Origin of the sequence: Rhizorhabdus sp., assembly GCF_018006725.1 — a bacterium.
Taxonomy (GTDB): domain Bacteria; phylum Pseudomonadota; class Alphaproteobacteria; order Sphingomonadales; family Sphingomonadaceae; genus Rhizorhabdus.
Genome location: NZ_JAGMXV010000113.1, coordinates 1 through 15,082 on the forward strand (window position 1 = coordinate 1; position 15,082 = coordinate 15,082).

The 15,082-nt window shown below is 59.9% G+C and carries 17 protein-coding genes; 5 read left to right on the forward strand and 12 right to left on the reverse strand.

The window, feature by feature from the left end; translation table 11 throughout:
- Positions 1-279 precede the first annotated feature (279 nt).
- The 10 genes from KAY22_RS15580 to KAY22_RS15625 all read right to left on the reverse strand — a co-directional run bounded on the left by KAY22_RS15580 (position 280) and on the right by KAY22_RS15625 (position 8,027).
- A complete protein-coding gene (locus tag KAY22_RS15580) occupies positions 280-915 on the reverse strand; it encodes a TetR/AcrR family transcriptional regulator (RefSeq protein ID WP_081095131.1) in 636 nt (211 codons plus the stop codon).
- A 9-nt stretch (positions 916-924) separates the two neighbouring features.
- On the reverse strand, positions 925-1,941 hold the full coding sequence (locus tag KAY22_RS15585; RefSeq protein ID WP_026002705.1) for an aldo/keto reductase: 1,017 nt from the start codon (positions 1,939-1,941) through the stop codon (positions 925-927).
- Between the two features lie 35 nt (positions 1,942-1,976).
- Positions 1,977-2,918: a Gfo/Idh/MocA family oxidoreductase gene (locus KAY22_RS15590; protein ID WP_017184802.1), complete on the reverse strand. Its 942-nt coding sequence runs from the start codon at positions 2,916-2,918 to the stop codon at positions 1,977-1,979.
- Positions 2,919-2,931: 13 nt separating this feature from the next.
- Positions 2,932-3,324 carry a hypothetical protein gene (locus KAY22_RS15595; protein WP_017184803.1) on the reverse strand — a complete coding sequence of 131 codons (393 nt, stop codon included), beginning with the start codon at positions 3,322-3,324 and terminating at the stop codon, positions 2,932-2,934.
- Positions 3,324-4,187: a class III extradiol dioxygenase subunit beta gene (locus KAY22_RS15600; protein WP_017184804.1), complete on the reverse strand. Its 864-nt coding sequence runs from the start codon at positions 4,185-4,187 to the stop codon at positions 3,324-3,326. The genes KAY22_RS15595 and KAY22_RS15600 overlap by 1 nt, the downstream gene beginning before the upstream one ends.
- Complete coding sequence (gene ligA / locus KAY22_RS15605) at positions 4,187-4,600, reverse strand: protocatechuate 4,5-dioxygenase subunit alpha (RefSeq protein WP_026002706.1); 414 nt, start codon at positions 4,598-4,600, stop codon at positions 4,187-4,189. The genes KAY22_RS15600 and ligA overlap by 1 nt, the downstream gene beginning before the upstream one ends.
- Positions 4,597-4,893, reverse strand: a complete 297-nt coding sequence (locus tag KAY22_RS15610; protein WP_017184806.1) for a DUF2218 domain-containing protein — start codon at positions 4,891-4,893, stop codon at positions 4,597-4,599. The genes ligA and KAY22_RS15610 overlap by 4 nt, the downstream gene beginning before the upstream one ends.
- Positions 4,890-5,912 carry an amidohydrolase family protein gene (locus tag KAY22_RS15615; RefSeq protein ID WP_017184807.1) on the reverse strand — a complete coding sequence of 341 codons (1,023 nt, stop codon included), beginning with the start codon at positions 5,910-5,912 and terminating at the stop codon, positions 4,890-4,892. Before KAY22_RS15615 ends, KAY22_RS15610 begins: the two co-directional genes overlap by 4 nt.
- Complete coding sequence (locus KAY22_RS15620; protein ID WP_017184808.1) at positions 5,909-6,793, reverse strand: NAD(P)-dependent oxidoreductase; 885 nt, start codon at positions 6,791-6,793, stop codon at positions 5,909-5,911. Before KAY22_RS15620 ends, KAY22_RS15615 begins: the two co-directional genes overlap by 4 nt.
- Before the next feature lie 64 nt (positions 6,794-6,857).
- Positions 6,858-8,027 carry a LysR substrate-binding domain-containing protein gene (locus KAY22_RS15625; RefSeq protein ID WP_017184809.1) on the reverse strand — a complete coding sequence of 390 codons (1,170 nt, stop codon included), beginning with the start codon at positions 8,025-8,027 and terminating at the stop codon, positions 6,858-6,860.
- Positions 8,028-8,129: 102 nt separating this feature from the next.
- Here KAY22_RS15625 and ligK point away from each other — a divergent pair, with 102 nt between their 5' ends.
- The 5 genes from ligK to KAY22_RS15650 all read left to right on the forward strand — a co-directional run bounded on the left by ligK (position 8,130) and on the right by KAY22_RS15650 (position 12,896).
- Positions 8,130-8,804 (forward strand): 4-carboxy-4-hydroxy-2-oxoadipate aldolase/oxaloacetate decarboxylase, encoded by a 675-nt coding sequence (gene ligK / locus KAY22_RS15630; protein WP_026002707.1) that lies wholly within the window; start codon positions 8,130-8,132, stop codon positions 8,802-8,804.
- Positions 8,797-9,852 (forward strand): 4-oxalomesaconate tautomerase, encoded by a 1,056-nt coding sequence (locus tag KAY22_RS15635; protein ID WP_026002708.1) that lies wholly within the window; start codon positions 8,797-8,799, stop codon positions 9,850-9,852. Before ligK ends, KAY22_RS15635 begins: the two co-directional genes overlap by 8 nt.
- Positions 9,849-10,718, forward strand: coding sequence for an amidohydrolase family protein (locus KAY22_RS15640; protein ID WP_026002709.1), 870 nt, complete (start codon positions 9,849-9,851; stop codon positions 10,716-10,718). Before KAY22_RS15635 ends, KAY22_RS15640 begins: the two co-directional genes overlap by 4 nt.
- 144 nt (positions 10,719-10,862) lie before the next feature.
- Entirely contained in the window at positions 10,863-12,080 is a 1,218-nt protein-coding gene (locus KAY22_RS15645; RefSeq protein ID WP_017184813.1) for an MFS transporter, read from the forward strand.
- A 171-nt stretch (positions 12,081-12,251) separates the two neighbouring features.
- Entirely contained in the window at positions 12,252-12,896 is a 645-nt protein-coding gene (locus KAY22_RS15650) for a nucleotidyltransferase family protein (protein ID WP_165418735.1), read from the forward strand.
- Here the strand turns inward: KAY22_RS15650 and KAY22_RS15655 are convergent.
- Positions 12,871-14,160 carry a glycerate kinase gene (locus tag KAY22_RS15655; protein WP_026002710.1) on the reverse strand — a complete coding sequence of 430 codons (1,290 nt, stop codon included), beginning with the start codon at positions 14,158-14,160 and terminating at the stop codon, positions 12,871-12,873. The genes KAY22_RS15650 and KAY22_RS15655 overlap by 26 nt on opposite strands.
- The coding region (locus KAY22_RS15660; protein WP_296624335.1) for a D-glycerate dehydrogenase at positions 14,157-15,082 on the reverse strand (926 nt) is incomplete at its 5' end. The genes KAY22_RS15655 and KAY22_RS15660, both read right to left, overlap by 4 nt.

Here is a 15,082-nt window from a genome sequence, read left to right on the forward strand (position 1 = left end):
ACGGAAGACCATCGAACATCGCCGCTTGCTCCACCGCAAGATCGCCGCTTAATATCAACCCCAGGACGAGGCCCGCACTCCGCTAATTTACGCCGCGAGTTGTGCCAAATGTTCTGACGACGGACACAGTTTGGCATTCCCTAACAAATCCGGCCGATGGATGCCTTCGCGGTATGGACACTCTCATTTGATGAGAAGCCATCCATTCTGATAGCTGATGCATGTAAACGCCCGACGATACTCGCGGAATCTTGATTGCGCGAAACCAGATGAGAAGCGTTAGTCCGGCGTGATAGCGACCAGTTTCGAGACACGCACCGCGCTTCGAGGGCGTCGCGCACCGCTCATCAAGGCATCGTCTGCGATCGCATGGATGCTATAATAGATCAGCGTTGATAGCGCGTGGGGATCATCCACACACCATGCGCCCTCCAGCGTTCCTTGTGAAAGCAGATCGCTGATATAGCCCACAAGCCCGTCGTTCACGGCCACGGATCTGAGCGGCGTATCCCCACTGAAGAAGATCACATCCCGCAACTCGGGCGTGTCCAGATAACTTTCCACCGCCGTCTCGACCAGAAGATCGATCCGCGTGAAAAAATCGTCGGATTCGCAAAGACTGATCCTGCTTTTGACACGGTTCAATATCATGTTGCAGAAGTTGTCCCGAAGTGCCGCACGCAATTCGGTCTTACTTGAAAAATAATGGTAAAGTGTGCCCTTAGCGAGGCCAGTTTCAACGCAAACGTCATCCATCGTCGTCGCGTCATAGCCTCGCTCAACAAACAATCGCCTCGCCGCTTCCAGAATTTCGACGCGCCGAAGCTGAGCCTTCCTCGGACCGGGCGGGGCACCGGCCGGCCGGCGAACTGCGGCCGCGACCCTGCGTCGCCGGTCCCGAACGACCCGTTTCACCTGAACAGTCTAGCTGGCAAGCGGCTCACCCTCCCAAATCTCGGTACCAATTTGCGATTGGGCTTCCTTTGAATAACGAGGTCCCGAAACGGCGCCAAAAGCGAAAAGGGCGTCCACTTGGTCAAACACGACCTCGGAGATGGTCAACGACAGGGTATCCAGAATTTCATCGAGATGATCAATGTTCGTGGTCCCGGGGATCGGAACGACGAAGTCGCGCTTTGAAAGCAGCCAGGCGAGGCAGAGCTGCGCCGGAGTGCAATCTGCAGCCCGGGCCAACCCAGCCATCTGATCATAAAGCCCGAGGTTCCGCGTCAAATGAGGTTCCTGGAACCGCGGCATCGCGGCTCTCAGGTCGCCTTGCTGGAAACCTGCCGTACCCACACTTCCCGCCAACAAGCCGCGAGCCAGAGGCGAGAAGGCGATAAAGCCAATCCCGAGCTCCTCGCAGCAATCGAGTACGGCAAGTTCCACATTGCGCGTCCAGGGCGAATATTCGGTCTGGACAGCTGTCACCGGATGGATCGCATGTACCGCGCGGATCGTTTCTGCCGATACTTCCGACAAACCGATCGTGCGAATTTTTCCTGCCTCCACTGCCCGCGACAGGGCGCCGACCGACTCTTCCATCGGTACCTTCGGATCGAGGCGGTGAAGATAGTAGAGGTCGATGACATCGGTCCTCAATCGTATCAATGCTTCATCCAATGTCTGCGTGATCGCCGCCGCCGAACCGTCGAGACCGCGTTTTCCATTGATCTCGCCAAGCGCGCATTTGCTGGCAAGGACGAAATCCTTGCGGCGATGTCCCAAGGCACGCCCGATCAGCGTCTCATTTGCTCCGAACCCGTAGAGAGCAGCCGTATCGAAGAACGTGACGCCTCTATCCAACGCATGTAACAGTAGCCGTTCAGCTGCTTCAGCCTCGGGACGCGGCTGATACCCATGCGAAAGGTTCATGCAGCCAAGACCAATTGCTGACACGGAAAACGGGCCTAAAGCGCGCTTTGGAAGGGTCGCGGTCATACTATGCTCTTCCTGCCTGTGGTAGCGCGAAGGGATCAGCGGACAAGCTGCGCTTCCAGTTCGCCAAGCACGCGATAGCAATCGAATACGCCGGCGACTGAGGAATTGGGCTCGCGACCCTCGCGGATGGCCGCGACGAACTCACGATCCTGTAACTCGATGCCGTTCATCGACACATCCACCTGGGAAACGTCGATCGGCTCCTCCTTGCCGTTCACCAGGTCGTCGTAGCGCGCGATGTAGGTGCCGTTATCGCAGATATACCGGAAATAAGTGCCGAGCGGTCCGTCATTATTGAACGACAGCGAAAGGGTGCAGATAGCGCCGGTTTCGCTCTTCAATTGGATCGACATATCCATCGCGATCCCAAGTTCCGCATGGATTGGCCCCTGCAGCGCATGTGCCTCGACGATCTTTCCGGCCTGATAGGCGAAAAGGTCCACCGTATGCGCGGCATGATGCCACAGCAGATGGTCCGTCCAGCTACGCGGCTCACCCTTCGCGTTGATGTTCTTGCGGCGAAAAAAATAGGTCTGGACGTCCATCTGCTGGACGTTCAGTTCTCCGGCCCGGATCTTGTTGTGCACATATTGGTGCGACGGATTGAACCGACGGGTGTGGCCCACCATGCAGACCAGACCCGTTTCCTTCTGCTTGGCCAGGACCGCTTGCGCGTCTGCCCAGCTGTCCGCCAGCGGAATCTCTACCTCGACATGCTTGCCTGCCTCCATGCAGGCAATAGCTTGCTTAGCGTGCATCTGCGTAGGCGTGCATAGAATGACCGCATCGACGTCGTCGCGGGCAAGCGTTTCATCGAGTTCTGTAGTGACGTGGCCGACACCGTATTTCTCGGCTATCGCCCGGGTCGGCTCCAGCTCGCGGCCGACCAGCGAAGTGACGGTCACGCCATCGATGTTCTTGAGGCCATCCAGGTGCTTCTCGCCAAAGGCGCCCGCACCAGCCAGTGCAATCCGCATATGTGACATTTCCTTATGTTGGGTTGCTTCGCGAAGCAGCCAGTTGCAGTTCAGCGAGCCCCTGCTCGAGGTCATCAAAGGCCTTGCGTATGCGTCGAGTAGACGCCTGAAAATCAGTCGCTCTCTCGTCTAGCGCCACCGCCGGCCAGCGAGCTTGATGCTCAGCCAGCGCGGCGCGCAAGACCGACAGGTTTTTGCGAAACCGCGACCAGGCAGCCGAAGCACTCGCGTGCGCTTGCCAGTCATTCGTAGAATTGCTGACAAAGCCCAGCTTGCGCGACAATTCGAGCCTCAAACGAACCACTTCCTTCCGCCAGTCAGGCGGTTGGTCCTGGACAACCGAGGCGATCGATTGTTGCGTCTCACGCAGTTCGATCACTCTGGCCTTGAGGTCTTCGAAGTCCACTAGACCTCCGATGACGAACTCTCAGCCGGCCTCAATATGAGATGTCCGACCGCGGTATTGGACGCCGGGACGTGATAGTGCCGATGCAATGGCTTGACCATGCGGCCCAGCGCCCCGCGCATGATGAGCCACATCACCATTTCGATGCCTTCGGAGCCCGTCTCGCGCAGATATTCGATATGGGGAATGGTACGAAGCGTCTCCCCGTCATTTGTGCTCATCAAATCGAGGAAGCGGTTGTCCCATTCCGCATTGATCAGGCCCGCTCGAGGCCCCTGCAACTGGTGGCTCATACCACCCGTACCCCAGACCTGCACGTTGAGATCTTCGGGGAAGCTCGCCACTGCCCGCGCGATCGCCTCGCCCAATTGCCAGCACCGGTTGCCCGATGGCGGCGGATATGTGACCACATTCACGGCAATCGGAATGACCTTTACCGGCCAGGCCTCGGGCTGACCGAACATGAGACTGAGCGGAACGGTCAAGCCGTGGTCGACGTCCATCTCGTTGATGATGGTCATGTCGAACTCGTCCAGGATCAGGCTTTGCGCAATGTGCCAAGCAAGGTCTGCATGCCCGATCACCTCCGGCACCGGCCGCGGTCCCCAGCCTTCATCACAAATACCGTAGCGATCGGCGCAGCCGATCGCGAAAGTGGGGATTATCCGCATGTCGAAAGCCGACGCATGGTCATTGTAGACAATGATGACTACGTCGGGCTTTTCTTCGGCGATCCATTGCTTCGACCAGTCATAGCCGGCAAATACCGGCGCCCAATAAGGCTCGCCCGTCTTGCCGTTGTCGATCGTGGCGCCGATCGCGGGAATATGGCTTGTCGCGACGCCGGCGGAAATGCGGGCCATCACCTTTTCTCCCGAATCGAGCGGACGCCTTCAGGCGAGCGGCCGCCGGCAATCATCATCGCCTGATAGTCCTGGGGGCTCATGCCGGTCATCGTGCCGACGGCCTGTAGGAAGCTGAGCCCATCCGTCGAGAAGACCTTGGCCAGAAAATAGATATTGCCGCCGAGATCGAGGCAGCGATTATAGTCCCGATCCAGAACGGCCTGCTTCTGATCCTCGGTCATCGGCCATTCATCGATATAGGCACGCTCATCGGCTTTCCAGCGCTCACGGTTTTCGGCTTTCATCAGGCTCATCGCGAACTGGTTCATCCAATAGCCCTGCCGGGCACGTTTTGCCGTATAGACCCGCGTGCCGGGGATATCGTCGAACTCGGCCAAATAGGCGTGAATATCCCTTGTTCGACCAGTCACCGCCCATCCTCCCAGGTATAAGACAAAGGGGCTTCCCGAAAGGCGAACCTGTCGAGATGGCTCTCGATTACCCCCCGCAGGGTTTCAGCCTCTTCCGCGCCTGATGTGCGCAGGACGATACGGATACCCTCCGGATCGCTGGTAAAGCTCGCTGAAGCCACGTCAGAAAAGGGGACTAGGCCTTCTCCATCGGCATAGGACGTCTCGAACCGGTGGCTCCAATGCTTGATGAGCTGCTGGACATATTTGTCACCGGAAGCAGTCGAAACGAAGGCTTTCGAAACGAAGCTCACAGCCCTCTCTCCTTCAATCGGGAATCGAGCCGCGGAAAAACCCGGCGGGCGTTCCCTTCGAAGATCGCATGACGCTCCGCGTCGCTGATCACGAGCGCGTCCACATAACGCTTGGTATCGTCGAAATAATGGCCGGTGGTAGGATCGATGCCGCGCACCGCACCGACCATTTCCGAACCGAACAGGATATTCTTGTTGTCGATCACATCGGCCAACAGGTCGACGCCTGGCTGGTGATAGACGCAGGTGTCGAAGAAGATGTTGTTCATCAGATGCGCATCGAGGGCCGGCTTCTTCAGCATGTCGGCCAGGCCCCGGTAACGCCCCCAATGATAGGGGACGGCACCGCCGCCATGCGGGATGATGAAGCGCAAGGTGGGGAAATCCTTGAACAGATCTCCCTCGAGCAACTGCATGAAGGCGATCGTGTCGGCCGCGATGTAGTATCCGCCCGTGGCATGCATCGCGGGATTGCAGCTGCCCGACACGTGGATCATCGCCGGAACGTCCAGCTCCACCATCTTCTCGTAAAAGGGATACCAGTAACGGTCTGTCAGCGGCGGATGCTGGAAATGGCCGCCGCCCGGGTCGGGGTTCAGATTGCACCCGATAAATCCCATATCGACGCAGCGTTCCAGTTCCGCGATGCTGTTCACCATGTCGGCTGCGGGCGATTGCGGCAGCATGCACACGCCAACGAAAGTTTCCGGATAAAGGCCGACCACGCGCGAGATCAGGTCGTTGCAGCGGATCGCCCATTCCTTCGCGACACCGGCATCACCGACATGCGGGGCCATCGCAGACGCCCGGGGAGAGAAGATCGTGAGGTCGGCGCCACGCTCTTTGATCAGGCGAAGCTGGTTGGATTCGATGGTGTCACGGATTTCATCGTCGGAAATCTCCGGATAGGCCGGCGCAGGCACGCCCGCTTTGAAAGCCGCCTTCTGCTCCTCTCGCCAGGCATCGTGCCCCTTGGGCAGCACGGTATAATGACCATGGCAGTCGATAATCAGACTCATGCGGCGTCAACCCTCCCCACTAGTTTGGATTCCAGATCGGTGATTTTCTCGATTTTCGCGGAAAGCCCTTCCGGCGGAGGTGTGACCCCCAATCGACCCAGACGGCGATGCAGCGCGACAGCCTCGCGAGTCATCCCGCTTGCTGCCCCCAACCCTTCGAGCGTGAGCGCAACTTCTTCCATCTCGGCGGCGCGGCGCAGGCCATGAACCATCATCCGGTCGAGATTATAGTCCGCCTTGGCATCCCATTCGGGGCCGAGCGAGCCGAGCACTTCAGCCGTGACCCCTGCCCTTTCCGCCGCGAGCACGCATTCTGCGGTGAGGGCTTCGATACCTTTCACCATCACCGAACGGATCATCTTGATCGCCGAGGCCTGACCGACCTTGTCGCCCACTACCCGGATATTCGTGAAACCCAACCGCTCCAGTGCCGCCGCCGCGTCGCTCCCTCTGACGCCGCTCAGCAACAGCGGTACGGAGAGCTTGGCGGGATTGACCGGCGCCATGACCGCCACGTCCACATACCACCCGCCGGCAGCTTCAATCGTTTGTGCGGCGATGCGCTTGGTTTCAGGCGCCACGCTGTTCATGTCACAGAACATCGCAGCAGGAGCGACCAGCGAGGCGGCGGCGCGCGCGGCCACGACGGCTTGATCTGCCGTCACCAGCGAAAGCACCAGCGGCGAGCGGCTCACCGCATCGGCAAGCGTGTCGCTTCCCGCAACGCCAGCTGCCAGATACTCACGACGCTTGCGGTCGGCGCTGGCCGGATCATCGGTCAAAACGTCGAAGACACGCGCCGAAGTCGACCAGGACCCTGCTTCCGCAAAGCTGCGGCCCGCTTCTCCGAAACCAATCAAAGCGACAGCAATCTGATCCATTTGCCGAGATTAGCGGCAACCGTCCACGCACCGCCAATCGGATTGGCACCTAATGCATTAGAAATTACGAAGTGTGTTCGTCGCGCAGCACTGCGGCCTGTTCCTCGATAACCTCGATCAGAGCAGCCTGTGCCGGCGTAGGCCGCCAATCCGATCGGACGGTCAAACCGATGGTGCGCGACATCGGACGCACCGGGCCTGCAATTCTCACGAGCCACCCCGCCTCCAGTTCCACACTGACCTGATCGGGCGACAGCAGAGTGAGGAAATCGCTTTCGACAAGAATTTGCCGGACGATCATGACTGAGCCGCATTCCATCGGCACGCGTGGTGGCGTAACGCCGACCTCCTCGAACATCGACTGCCAATGCGCCCTTAACGGCGTACCAGCCGCGGCCACGATCCATGGATACCGCGCGAGCGCCGCAATCGTCGGGGGCCGGCGGGCCTGCGCCAGCGGGTGGTGCGCGCCGGCAAGAATGATGAGCGGATCGTCGAAAAGTTCTCTCTGTGCCATATCTGCCGATATATTTGTCCTCGCCGCACCGACCATCATATCGATATCGCCGTCACGCAGCGGCCCCGTCAGCTCGGCATAGGAGCCCTCCATGATGACGATATCGATATCCGGCTTCGCGCGATGAAACGCTGCGACGGCGCTCGGTAACAGGCGCGCACGCGAAAGCGGCATCGCTCCGATCGTGATGCGCCCTCTTTCGTGGCCTCGCAATGCGGCCAGCTCAATATCCGCCGATCGAAGCTCGGCAAGCGCGAGCCGGAAATTGCGCGCCATCGCCAAGCCGCGCGCCGTCAGGACAACACCCTTGCCGCGCCGCCTCACAAGATCCTGTCCCAAAGCGAGCGAAAGGTCGCTCACCGCCCGATGCAGCGATGCTTCGCTCAGACCCATGGCCGTCGCAGCATTTGCATAACTTCCCGCTCGCGATAAGCCGAGAAAAGCGGAAACCTGCGCCGCCGTCGCGCGCGTTTGCCCCAGAAGCCGAATGATCGCGGTAGCGCGCGGCGCCAGGATTCGTGCCTCATCCGTGGGGATCATGCGGCGCGGCTGCCGTTCGAAAAGCGGCACCCCGAACCGCAACTCCAGCTTGGCGATTCCCTGCGTCACTGCAGGCTGGGTAAGGTGAACCTCACGCGCGGCTGCCGTCACGCTTCCACTTTCCATGATCGCCAGAAAGGCGCGCAGATGCCGCAGATTCACGTCCAGCCGTTCCATGCTGCACGATTAGCAAATTCTTATTCATCGGGCAAAGAACGGATTTGCTGCAAGGACGGAACGGCGCGCATTCTCCCAGTTATCGTTGCCAAGGAGAGCGTTGTGTCGGGTTTAGTCGTCCAATCTATCGAGCGAGCGGAAGCGCCGGTAATCGACGCCCTCGCCTCTTGCGGCGTTGCGACGGTCCATGAAGCGCAAGGCCGCACAGGGCTGCTCGCCTCCCGCATGCGCCCGATCTATGCAGGCGCCCGTATCGCGGGCTCGGCGGTCACCATCTCCGCGCCTCCCGGGGACAACTGGATGGTGCATGTCGCCATCGAGCAGCTGCAGCCCGGCGACATTCTCGTGCTCGCCCCCACCTCGCCTTGCGAAGACGGCTATTTCGGAGACCTTCTCGCCACCTCGGCGATGGCACGGGGTTGCCGGGGGCTGGTAATCGATGCGGGGGTACGTGACGTGCGCGATCTGACGGCCATGGGCTTTCCTGTCTGGTCGAAGGCCATCTTCGCACAGGGTACGGTGAAGGCGACGCTGGGATCGGTCAATGTCCCCGTCGTTTGCGCAGACGCCGTGATCCGTCCCGGTGACGTGATCATTGCAGATGACGATGGGGTCTGTGTGGTCGAGCGCGAACGCGCCGCCGACGTGTTGGCAAAGGCCCAGGCACGCGAAGCCAATGAGGAAACGAAGCGTCAACGGCTCGCTGCCGGGGAACTCGGCCTCGACATTTACGATATGCGTGGCCGCCTCGCCGAAATGGGCCTGAAATATGTCTGACCCCACCCGCGTCATGTGGATGCGTGGCGGCACATCCAAAGGGGGCTATTTCCTCAAAGATGACCTCCCTGCCGATATCGCGGCACGCGACGCCTTCCTGCTCCGCGCGATGGGATCGCCCGATCCCCGCCAGATCGACGGGATGGGCGGGTCGGATCCCTTGACAAGCAAGGTGGCCGTGATCTCGAAATCCGAGCGTCCCGGCATCGATGTCGACTATCTGTTTCTTCAGGTATTCGTCGACAAGCCTATCGTTACCGATGCACAAAATTGCGGCAATATCCTGGCCGGCGTCGGTCCGTTCGCGATCGAACGCGGATTGGTGCCGGCACAGGACAGCGAGACGCGTGTCACCATCTACATGATGAACACCGGCCAGATTGCCGTGGCGACAATCGAAACACCGTCAGGGCGCGTGCGCTATGACGGGGCGGCAAGGATCGACGGCGTACCGGGCACGGCGGCTCCGATCCCGCTAGAGTTCCGCGAAACGGCAGGCTCATCCTGCGGCGCGCTGCTGCCTACCGGAAATGCCTGTGACATCGTGAACGGCGTGCCGGTCACGTTGATCGACAACGGCATGCCCTGCGTCGTGATGAAGGCCGAAGACGTCGGTGCGGCCGGCTACGAGAGTCGTGACGAGCTGGACGGCGCCAGCGATCTCAAGGCACGGATCGAGGCGATCCGCCTTGCCGTCGGCGAACGAATGAACCTCGGCGACGTGCGCGAGAAATCCGTACCCAAGATGATGCTGGTTGCACCACCGCGCGACGGAGGCGCCGTCACGGTACGCAGCTTCATCCCCCACCGCGCACATGCCTCGATCGGTGTTCTCGGCGCGGTCAGCGTCGCCACCGCCTGCTTGATCGAGGGATCGCCCGCCGCGCAGGTCGCGTCAATCCCAGGCGGTGCCCGCAAGACCCTGTCGGTGGAGCATCCTACCGGCGAGATGAGCTGCGTCATGGAGACGGATGCAGACGGCCAGGTCACCAGCGCCGCCATCTTGCGTACCGCGCGCAAGCTTATGGATGGAGAGATTTTCGCATGAGTCGTATCGTAAGCTGGCACGCCGATCCCTCACGCCCGCGGTTTGTACCACCCGCCGGCGCGGTCGATGCGCACTGCCATGTCTTCGGACCGATGGCGCAGTTCCCCTTCAGCGCGAAGGCCAAATATCTTCCCGAAGATGCCGGGCCGGACATGTTGTTCGCGTTGCGCGACAGGCTCGGTTTCTCCCGCAACGTCATCGTGCAGGCCAGTTGCCACGGCACGGACAACAGTGCGACGCTGGATGCAATCGCAAAATCCGATGGACGCGCGCGCGGGGTAGCGGTTGTCGATCCAGCCATCAGCGATGCCGAACTTGAAAACCTGCACCAAGGCGGCATTCGCGGCGTGCGGTTCAACTTCCTGAAACGGTTGGTCGACGATGCGCCCAAGGACAAATTCCTTGAGGTCGCCCGTCGCATCCAGGGCCTCGGCTGGCATGTCGTCGTCTATTTCGAGGCGGATATCCTGGAAGAACTCCGTTCGTTCCTCGACGCCATCCCTACGCTGATCGTCGTCGACCATATGGGGCGGCCCGATGTCACGCAAGGACCGGATGGACCGGATATGCGTGTCTTCCGGGCACTCCTCGACAGCCGCGACGATATCTGGACCAAGGTGACCTGTCCCGACCGCCTCGATGGCAGCGGCCCGCCATGGGATGCTTTCGCACAGGCCGTGCGCCCCCTTGTCGAAGACTATCCGGATCGCGTCCTGTGGGGCACCGACTGGCCGCACCCGAACATGCAAGATGCAATTTCGGACGATGGCGCGCTGGTCGATATGATCCCCCGCATCGCACCGACGCCTGAGTTGCAACATCGCCTGCTCGTGGACAACCCGGCCAGACTCTACTGGCATGATTAAAGCATGGATGCTGTCACCGTCGAAACGGGGGCATGCGCTTCATTGGCATGGAGATCGATAGCCGCCAACCAGTCTGAACCAGGCTGCGGCGGTTCCGCAGTTGAGTTCACGCAGACGGAGGGCGGGCATAGAGGGGGATACCTTATGACCGTCACGACATCGAAAGCCGAAAGCGCAGGCTGGGGCTCAATCTTTCTTGTCTATTGTTACGGTCTGCTTGCCATAGCGTCCGCCGGCAAGATGGCGCCGATCGCAGCGGATATGGGCAAGGCGCTCGGCTCTTCTCCGCAGGAGATCGGCTGGATTATCGGTCTCCTGTTCATTGCTCCCACACTCGGCTCAACCCTGGGCGGGTCAGCAGTCGATAGGTACGGTGCTCGGCCCATGCTCGCTGGCGCATGTGTGCTCATCGTGATCGCAAACGCCATTTGCTACATAAGCGACAGCTTGGGCCTGATCGAAGCGGCACGTCTGATCGAAGGTATCGGCTTTGTAGCGATCACCGCTGCCGCTCCTTCGCTCCTCATCATGACTACATCGGGAAAACGGCAAACCGGGGCCATGGCGCTCTGGTCGACCTATTTCGCCGCAGGCATAAGCGCCGGTCTGCTCCTTGCCGCTCCATTCTCCGCAACCGAACACTGGCGTCTGCCATTCGTCATTCATGGTGCGGCGGCAGCCGGCCTTGCCCTTTCCGTCGGCTTGCTCCCGGTGCCTGGACAGACGTCCCGCGGAACCGCTGGCAACGACGACGCCTTGCGGGCGGTGATCGGAGAATCGGGCGTACTCCGGTTGGCGGCCGCATTCGCGATACTCACCATCGCTGGTTTTGGCGTCAATATCGTCATGCCTCAATACATGGCCAAGACTCTTGGTGTTTCCGTATCCATGGGATCTGCTGCCGTAGCGATCTCGAATATCGCCAGTATCTGCGGAGGGATATTGACCGGCTTTCTTCTCTCCCGCGGTCACTCGTTCAAGCTCGTTGCCGCAACCATATCCGTCTTAGCCTGTATGGCGAGCATCTCTCTTTTCCTGCCTCAATCGAGCGTAACCTTAACGATTGTGAGCTTGATGGTCTGGGGTTTCGCCACGCCTGGTACGATGGTGGCGGTGGTCATGATCATGATTCCACGCGTTCTCAAGAACACCGCTATTGTTGGCCTGGCTAACGGTGTTGTCGTCCAGAGCGGCTCTGCCGCCGCGTTCTTCGTACCCGCAATTTACTTCTCTTTACTGGCCAATGGTATCTGGTGGTACTTTGCCCTTCTCGGCCTGGCCTGCGTCATCTTTGCTTTGATAACACTCCTTACCATCCAGCCGACGGGCGGCATGATCGACGATGGTGCAAATATCCACTAACGCCATCTGAACACATGAACCGCCAGTCGCGGAAATGGTGGGGAGGATTGGAGATGGCTGTGCGGGAATGGGACGGGAGTATGATCGGAAAGGGTAGCGCACCCCTATACGAACCTATCCAACCGCTGGGCGCATGACGTGCTCTCCGGCAATTACTAAAGACGAATGCACATGTGCGTGCGACCGATAGTGCTGGCCGCCGGCCGTTCGAGCCGGATGGGCTTCGACAAGCTCCGGACCAATCTGGGCGGACGGCCAGTGCTGGCGCATATCGTCGATACAATCGAACAGGCGGGTTTACCGCCGCCTCATATCGTAACGGACGCGGATGCCGCTGAACTCAGGGATATCCTTGGGAAGCGCGAACTATGCCAGACCCGAGCTTCCGACGCCCGTCGGGGAATGGCCCATTCATTGATCGCTGGGATCTCCGCGCTGCCGCAAGATACGCGTGCTGCGATCATTTGTCTGGGCGACATGCCATTTGTCCCGGCAAGCCTCTTGCAAAGGATGGCTCAGCAAGCGACCCCATCGACGATTTTGGTTCCTATAAGCGATGGGCGAAGGGGGAATCCGATCACATGGGGTTCTGATTTTTTCCCCGCGCTGCTGAATCTCTCAGGTGATACTGGCGCACGCTCACTTCTCGAAAAATATCGCGCGTCTGTCGTTCCCATCCATATTGACGATCCCGGTATTCACTTTGACCTGGACACACCGGCAGCGTTGGCGGCCGCACAAAGTCAATGGAATCAGAGGCACGATGGTTTAACCAGACTACCGACCAAGCTTAGCGATCAATCACCGGATCGATGAGAATGGCCCGGAAATCGTTGACGTTCGTGCATGTGGGTCCTGTTACGACGAGATCGTCCAGCGCAGCGAAGAAGCTATAGGAATCGTTGCGGCGCAAATAGGCCGCAGCATCCAGTTTCTTCCCGGCAGCGCGCGTCAAGGTCGACGCGAACGCAACAGCTCCCGCATTGTCGCCGGCGCCATCCAGGCCATCGGTATCGACTGCCAGCGCCGCAATCCCTTCCTGCCCCGCTGTCGCCAGCACAAAGCCCAGAAGATATTCGCTGTTCCTGCCTCCTCTGCCTCGGCCGGAGACGGTCACGCTCGTCTCTCCGCCGGACAGAATGCATGCCCTACGCCCCGCTCGAAGCGTTTCGAGCGCCAGCTTTGCATGCGCGGAACCCAATTCACGCGCCTCCCCCTCCAGGTCATCCCCCAGAATGATCGGCTTGTAGCCGACGCTTTCGGCGCACCGGGCTGCTGCAATGAGAATATCGCCCGGCTTGACGATCAGGAACGCACTATCACCTGCCCGTCTTGATCGATCGTCAGGTGAGGGATTATCCAAACCCTTCCGCAGGTGCCGGTTGATGGATTCCGGAACATCTATGCCATATCGCTCGAGAATCGGTGTCGCCGCAACGGCTTCCGCCGCATTGGCAATCGTCGGACCAGACCCGATCTTGCGAATGTCGTCTCCCGGTATGTCTGAGACGGCAAGAGTGAGCAGGCGCGCCTTACCTACCGCATGCGCCAGTCGGCCGCCCTTCACCGTGGAAATCTGCTTGCGCACCGCATTGATTTCGGAAATTGTTGCCCCGCTTTTCAGCAAGGCCTTGTTCAGTCCTTGCTTATCTTCAAGGCTGACGCCTTCGGGCAAGCCGACAAGAAGCGCCGAAGCCCCGCCAGACATCAGCGCGATGACGAGATCATCGTGAGAAAGATCTTTGACCAACTCCATCATGCGGTCCGCAGCCACCACGCTGTTCCCGTCGGGAACCGGGTGACCAGCCTCCAAAATCTGAATTGGACCGGAATAGGAAGGCGATTGATGGCCGTAAGGCACAACGACGGCGCCGGAAAGCGGGGCCGGCCAAAGTCTGGCAAGCTCATTCGCCATCGCTGCCGCGGCCTTGCCCCCTCCGATGACGACGGTTCGACCGAGAGGAACTGAGGGGAGAAAGCGCTCAAGCTTGCCTTCGACGCCGGCAGCGTTCAATGCTGTCGACAGGAGAGCATCAAGCTGTACCCTTTGCCTCGCCTCGAGATCAACGAGCGCGCTCATTTCGAGACACCTACGCCATTTTCGACCGGCCGGCCGGCAAAGAAAGCGGCGATATCGCGCGCCAAGCTTAAGCCCATACCTTCCCTTGCGCGTCTCGTCGCACTTCCGAGATGCGGCAGGAGGAAGGTGTTAGGTGCCTCTACAAGATCGCGGCGAATATCGGGCTCGCCGACAAAAACGTCGAGCCCGGCGCCGCCGAGCTTGCCGGATTGCAACGCCGCAATCAGGGCTGTTTCATCGATCAACCCTCCCCGTGCCGTGTTGATCACGATCGCACCAGATTTCATCGAAGCTATGCGCTCTGCATTGAGCCAGTTTTGCGTCTCCTCGGTCAATGGCAAATGCAAAGATAGAAAATCGCTGCCAGCCAGGACTTCCTCCATCGATGAACAAATGATCGTCCCGGGAGGGGGTGGATCACCCGCGGACGATGAACGGACCGAGGTCAGTATGTTCATGCCAAACCCTGCCGCTCGGCGAGCGACCGCGCGGCCGATCCGGCCAAAACCGAGAATACCCAAGGTCGAGCCGTGAATATCCGTACCGACGAGCTGGTTCGGTTCCCAACCGGTCCACATCCCCGACCGCAACAAAGCCTCCGCTTCGCTTGCGCGCCTGGCCGCTCCGAGGAGGAGGAGCCAGGCTATGTCCGCCGTGGCTTCGGTGAGCACGTCGGGCGTGTTCACCAATGCTATTCTCCGAGCTTGCAGCGCCCTGAGATCGATATGGTCGATACCCACGGAGTAAGTCGCTACAAGCCGGATGGAAGGGGGTAACCGATCGATAAAATCCGCGGTCACCTTGTTCATGGGTCGTGCGGCTGAGCGGAACAGGAAAGTGTCATAAGGCACTGTTTGGCTCGACACAGAGATAGATGGTGGCCGGGTGAACGTTGAAGGTCCTTGCGACGGCGCTAATGGAC

What these genes read in the sequence shown, in the direction of transcription:
- KAY22_RS15640 (WP_026002709.1), top strand. Translation starts at nt 9,849, where the DNA reads ATGAGTCGTATCGTAAGCTGGCACGCCGATCCCTCACGCCCGCGGTTT.
- KAY22_RS15650 (WP_165418735.1), top strand. Translation starts at nt 12,252, where the DNA reads ATGTGCGTGCGACCGATAGTGCTGGCCGCCGGCCGTTCGAGCCGGATG.
- KAY22_RS15635 (WP_026002708.1), top strand. Translation starts at nt 8,797, where the DNA reads ATGTCTGACCCCACCCGCGTCATGTGGATGCGTGGCGGCACATCCAAA.
- KAY22_RS15590 (WP_017184802.1), bottom strand. Translation starts at nt 2,918, where the DNA reads ATGCGGATTGCACTGGCTGGTGCGGGCGCCTTTGGCGAGAAGCACCTG.
- KAY22_RS15620 (WP_017184808.1), bottom strand. Translation starts at nt 6,793, where the DNA reads ATGGATCAGATTGCTGTCGCTTTGATTGGTTTCGGAGAAGCGGGCCGC.
- KAY22_RS15615 (WP_017184807.1), bottom strand. Translation starts at nt 5,912, where the DNA reads ATGAGTCTGATTATCGACTGCCATGGTCATTATACCGTGCTGCCCAAG.
- KAY22_RS15645 (WP_017184813.1), top strand. Translation starts at nt 10,863, where the DNA reads ATGACCGTCACGACATCGAAAGCCGAAAGCGCAGGCTGGGGCTCAATC.
- KAY22_RS15625 (WP_017184809.1), bottom strand. Translation starts at nt 8,027, where the DNA reads ATGGAACGGCTGGACGTGAATCTGCGGCATCTGCGCGCCTTTCTGGCG.
- KAY22_RS15585 (WP_026002705.1), bottom strand. Translation starts at nt 1,941, where the DNA reads ATGACCGCGACCCTTCCAAAGCGCGCTTTAGGCCCGTTTTCCGTGTCA.
- KAY22_RS15655 (WP_026002710.1), bottom strand. Translation starts at nt 14,160, where the DNA reads ATGAGCGCGCTCGTTGATCTCGAGGCGAGGCAAAGGGTACAGCTTGAT.
- KAY22_RS15600 (WP_017184804.1), bottom strand. Translation starts at nt 4,187, where the DNA reads ATGGCCCGCATTTCCGCCGGCGTCGCGACAAGCCATATTCCCGCGATC.